Here is a 261-nt window from a genome sequence, read left to right as displayed (position 1 = left end):
CCTGGGCTGGCTGGCGCTGCTGGTCGGGCTGCTGGGCTGGTGGCGCCTGCGGGGCCGCCGTTGGCCGGGGGCATTGCTGGCCGGCGTGGGCTGGATGGGGGTGCAGATGGGCAGCGGTCTGCAGGCACAGTTGCCCGCCACCATGGAGGGGCGGGAGTTCTTGCTGCGTGGTGAGGTAGTCAGCCTGCCCGAGCATGAGGTGCGCCGCACCCGGTTCCATTTCCGCGTGAACGACGACGTTGCCCAGCCGGCCGTGCTGCA

1 protein-coding gene is annotated in these 261 nt (G+C 71.6%); it reads left to right on the top strand.

Features of this window, described 5'->3' with window-relative positions; translation table 11 throughout:
• Nucleotides 1–261, top strand: a 261-nt coding sequence (locus B2527_RS02540; protein ID WP_343124734.1) for a DUF4131 domain-containing protein, incomplete at both ends; no start/stop codon positions are given.

The organism is Stenotrophomonas sp. UBA7606 (assembly GCF_002477705.1).
Lineage (GTDB): Bacteria > Pseudomonadota > Gammaproteobacteria > Xanthomonadales > Xanthomonadaceae > Stenotrophomonas.
Note: the sequence above shows the minus strand (reverse complement) of the source record. Positions and strands in the feature narration are given on the sequence as shown.